The sequence below is a fragment of the Pseudomonas sp. GW821-FHT01D09 genome (assembly GCF_059422465.1).
The window spans coordinates 1-4,237 of the sequence record NZ_JBWKWY010000067.1 but is presented as its reverse complement, the minus strand read 5'-3'; the positions used below and the strand labels follow the sequence as shown (position 1 = coordinate 4,237).

Sequence of the window (4,237 nt, the reverse complement as noted above, 5' to 3'; positions counted from 1 at the left end):
CAGTTGGCATAGGCTGCACTGACCCACCGCTATCGCAGGCAAGCCAGCTCCCACATTTGAACGGTATTTCAAATAAAAAACCCCGGAATCCCGGGGTTTTTTGTTGCAGCTGTCGCTTAATCCGCCAGCTTGAACGCCATCACATAGTCACCCTGCTTGGTCCCCAGGGAACCATGACCGCCCGCCACGACCAGCACGTACTGCTTGCCGTCCTTGCCGGTGTAGGTCATCGGGGTGGTTTGCGCGCCTGCAGGCAGGCGGCCTTCCCACAGTTGCTTGCCGTTTTTCACGTCATAGGCACGCAGGTACTGGTCGAGGGTGCCGCTGAGGAAGGACACGCCACCGGCCGTGGTGAAGGTCCCGCCCAGGCTGGGCACGCCCATGCTCAGGGGGATCGGTACTGGCGAGCTGTCACGCACGGTGCCGTTCTTGTGCATCCAGATGGTCTTGTTGTTGGTCAAGTCCACAGCGGCCACATAACCCCAGGCCGGCGCCTGGCACGGCAGGCCCATGGGCGAGAGCATCGCTTCCAGGACCACGCCATACGGCGTGCCTTTGTTCGGTTGCACGCCTTCGGTCTCGCTGACCCGCGGGCCCATGGCGGCAATTTTTTCTGCCGGGATCATGGTCGACTTGAACGCCATGTAGCTTGGGTTGACGAAGGCGATCTGGCGCACCGGGTCAACCGAAATGCCGCCCCAGTCGAACACGCCGAAATTACCCGGGTAGACGATCGAGCCTTGCAGCGATGGCGGGGTGAACGGGCCATCGTAGCGCAGGGACTTGAAGTCGATCCGGCACAGCAGTTGGTCGAACGGGGTCACGCCCCACATGTCACGCTCCTTGAGGGGCGGTGGCATGAAGTTGAGGTCGGACTTGGGTTGGGTCGGCGAGGTGTGATCACCGGCCACAGCGCCTTGCGGCACCGGGATTTCGTTGATCGGCACCACCGGCTCGCCCGTTGCACGGTCCAGCACATAGATGCTGCCTTGCTTGGTCGAGGTCATCACGGCTTGCTTCACGCCGGCGGCGGTCTTGATGTCGATCAGGCTTGGCTGGCCGCCCACGTCCATGTCCCACAGGTCATGGTGGGTGAACTGGTAGTGCCAGCGCACTTTACCGGTGTTGATATCCAGGGCCGTCAGGCCGGCAGCATGCAGCTCGGAAGCCGGGGTGCGGTAGCCACCGAACTGGTCCGGGGTCTGGTTGCCCATGGGCAGGTAGAGCATGCCGAGTTTTTCATCGACGGCGAACATCGACCACATGTTGGGCGAGTTGCGGGTGTAGGTCTTGCCTTCGGCAATCGGCGTGGTGTCGTCCGGGTTGCCGCTGTCCCAGTTCCACACCAGCTTGCCGGTGTGCACGTCGAACGCGCGGATCACGCCGCTGGGCTCGTCGGTGGAGACGTTATCGGTGACGTGACCGCCAATCACCACCAGGTTCTGGGTCACGGCCGGCGGCGAGGTGGAGTAGTAGCCACCGGGGGCGAAGGTGCCGATATTGGCACCCAGGTCGACCTGGCCTTTGTCGCCGAAGTCTTCGCACATCTTGCCGGTGTCGGCGTTCAGGGCGATCAGGCGGGTGTCGGCAGTCGGCAGGAAGATGCGACGCGGGCAGGCATTGGCCGCTGGCGCAGCGGCACCAGTGGCCGGGCTTTGCGCGGTGGCGGCGTAGGCGGCGTCATCGTGATAGGTCACGCCACGGCAGGTCATGTGCGCCCAACCCTTGAAGTTCGCGGCTTTTTGCGTCGAGAGCTTGGGGTCGAAACGCCAGATTTCCTTGCCGGTGTCCGGGTCAAGGGCGATCACCTGGCTGTGCGGCGTACACACGTAGAGCATGCCGTTGACTTTCAGCGGGGTGTTTTCCGCGGTGGTTTCACCGGGATCGCCCGGGCCAGGCAGGTCGCCGGTGCGATAGGTCCAGGCCGGCACCAGCTTGTGCGCGTTCTCAGGGGTGATCTGCGCCAGCGGCGAGTAACGGTCACCGAAGGCCGAGCGGCCATAGGAATTCCAGTCGCCATCGGCCTGGGCCGGGGCGGCGTTGGTCATGCCCGGCACCGCGTCGCGGTCCAGTTGGCCTTTGATTTCACCGGGGTTGGTGAACTGGCTGGCCACGGCGGTGGCGCCGGCCAGCACCACGGCCACGCTCAGTGCGCCGGTGCCCAGCGGGGCCGGTTGGCCACGCAGCAGGGGGCGGCGGAACCACGGCAGCAGCATGACAATGCCCAGGCCGAACAGCAGGGCCAGGCGCGGCACCAACTGCCACCAGTCCAGGCCGACTTCCCACAGGGCCCACACCGTGCTGGCGAACAGCACCACCGCGTACAAGCCCAGCGCCGCGCGGCGCGTGGCCAGCAGCAGGATGCCGGTCAAGGTGAGGCCAATACCCGCCAGCAGGTAGTACAGCGACCCGCCGAGCATGCTCAGCTTGATGCCCCCGGCCAACAAGGCCAGGCCCATGATCAGCAGCAAGATCCCCAGCAACCTGGGCAGCAGGCGGCTTGGACTTGAAGCACCATCAGTGCTCATAGTGTGATTCTCCGTGACGTTTAAGGTAGTCCCGCGCTTGTTCACTGTAGATGACGTTTGTGCGCAGGCTTGGTTCAGGTCTCATTGCGTTTATTCATATTCAGAAGGACGCTTGCAGCTTGATCCCGCCGACCAGCGCGTCATCCACCTGGGCGACGGCCCCCGGATGACGGATGTATTGCAGGTTCGGGCGCACCGTCAGCCAGTTGCTGACATGCACGCCGTAATAGAGCTCGGCGCTGTATTCGGTGTCTTGCACCGGCAGGTAGGCGGCGTCGTCAAAATCGTAGACCGCACGGGCCTGGTTGCTGGCCTGGGCGTTCTTGCGATAGGCCGGGTTGACGTGCACGCGGGCCACGGCAAAGCCGATATCGTCCCGGGCGCGGGCATCGAAGGGGCCTTTGTAGACCACCCCGGCCTGCACATAGTTATCCACAGCGTTGGTTTTCTTATCGTGCATCGTCGCGTTGGCGAACACACTCAAGCCACGGGAGTGGTCAGTGGCCAGGCTGGTGACCTGCTGCTGCACGCCCAGCCATACGCCGTGCTTGCTGGAGGCGCTGCGATAGGCCTCGCCACTGACGGCGGCGGGCTGGTCGTTGCGATCCTTGTACACGTCGCTGGCCTTGGCGCTGCTGTAGTAGTAACCGGCGCGGTATTCGCCCGGCAGGCCGTGGACCTTTGGCGTCCACACCAGCTCCACCGGCAGCAGGGCGCCCTGGGTGCCGCGGCCGCTGAGCTTGAAGCCATTGCCGCGATCGAGGTTGGACGGGTTCTGCTCATAGGCGCCGATTTGCGCGTACAACTCGGGCGTCAGGTGGTATTTGACCCGCAGCGCCCATTGGCTCACCGGCCAGTTGTACCAGATGCCACCGACCCAGTTGCCCACCTGGGAGCCGCAGAACGCCAGGTTCTGGAAGTCGCAGGGGAAGCTGTTGAAGTCTTCGCCTTCGCCAAAGCGCCCGGCCTTGATGTCGAGCTTCTGGTCGAAGAATTGCTGCTGATACCACATCTGCGTCAGGCGCCAGGTCTGGCCCCGGCCCCAGACTTCCTGGGACGAAGTAAAACCGCCGACCCGTGGGTCGTTGATGCGATCGTTAGTGATGTTATTGCCACTGCGCTCGGTGATCGTCAGTTGGAACTCGGCGTTGTGCCAGCCAAGGATCTTCTGCAGGTCCAGGTGACTGCCGAAGGCCCATTGGTCGCTGTAGCGCGCCGTGCGGTCATGGTCCGAGCCGCCGTGCAGGTTGCTGCCCATCTCGCCGGTGTAGTCGATCTTGAAGTCGTAACCTTGTTCAGACAGCGCTGTCCGGGAACCGCCGAAATCACCCAGCATCCACGGCGACTCACGGTCAAAGGCCGGCGCGGCCTGGGCACAGGGGATCAGGCACAAAGGCAGCAGCGCAGCGCACTGGCGCAGTGTTGGGAAAGCAGGCATAGGCAAGGGCAGGTCTTAATAGTTTTGGTTTTTGGTACGCAAACGGCGGCCGGGGGGGTGGACGCGCGTCAGGTCTGGCTGAAAGATGAAACGTTTCAGTTTGTTACGGACAAGGATAAAGCGCCGGCTCGGGGAGAGAAAGGGCTAATCGCAAGATGGATTCTTTCGGATTTGGTAACAGTGCGTGCAAGCACCGCAAAACCAGTGTGGGAGCTGGCTTGCCTGCGATAGCGGTGGGTCAGCCACTATTTTCAGTGACTGACCCACCGCT

At 63.2% G+C, this 4,237-nt stretch carries 2 protein-coding genes; both read right to left on the bottom strand.

Annotated features, from left to right (window positions below; all coding sequences use genetic code 11):
* Positions 1-116: 116 nt before the first annotated feature.
* A complete protein-coding gene (locus AC07W7_RS27075; RefSeq protein ID WP_495040457.1) occupies positions 117-2,528 on the bottom strand; it encodes a glucose/quinate/shikimate family membrane-bound PQQ-dependent dehydrogenase in 2,412 nt (803 codons plus the stop codon).
* Positions 2,529-2,628: 100 nt separating this feature from the next.
* The gene (locus AC07W7_RS27070) at positions 2,629-3,966 is read right to left on the bottom strand and encodes a carbohydrate porin (RefSeq protein WP_495040456.1); all 1,338 of its coding nucleotides are present in this window, start codon (positions 3,964-3,966) and stop codon (positions 2,629-2,631) included.
* Positions 3,967-4,237: the final 271 nt, after the last annotated feature.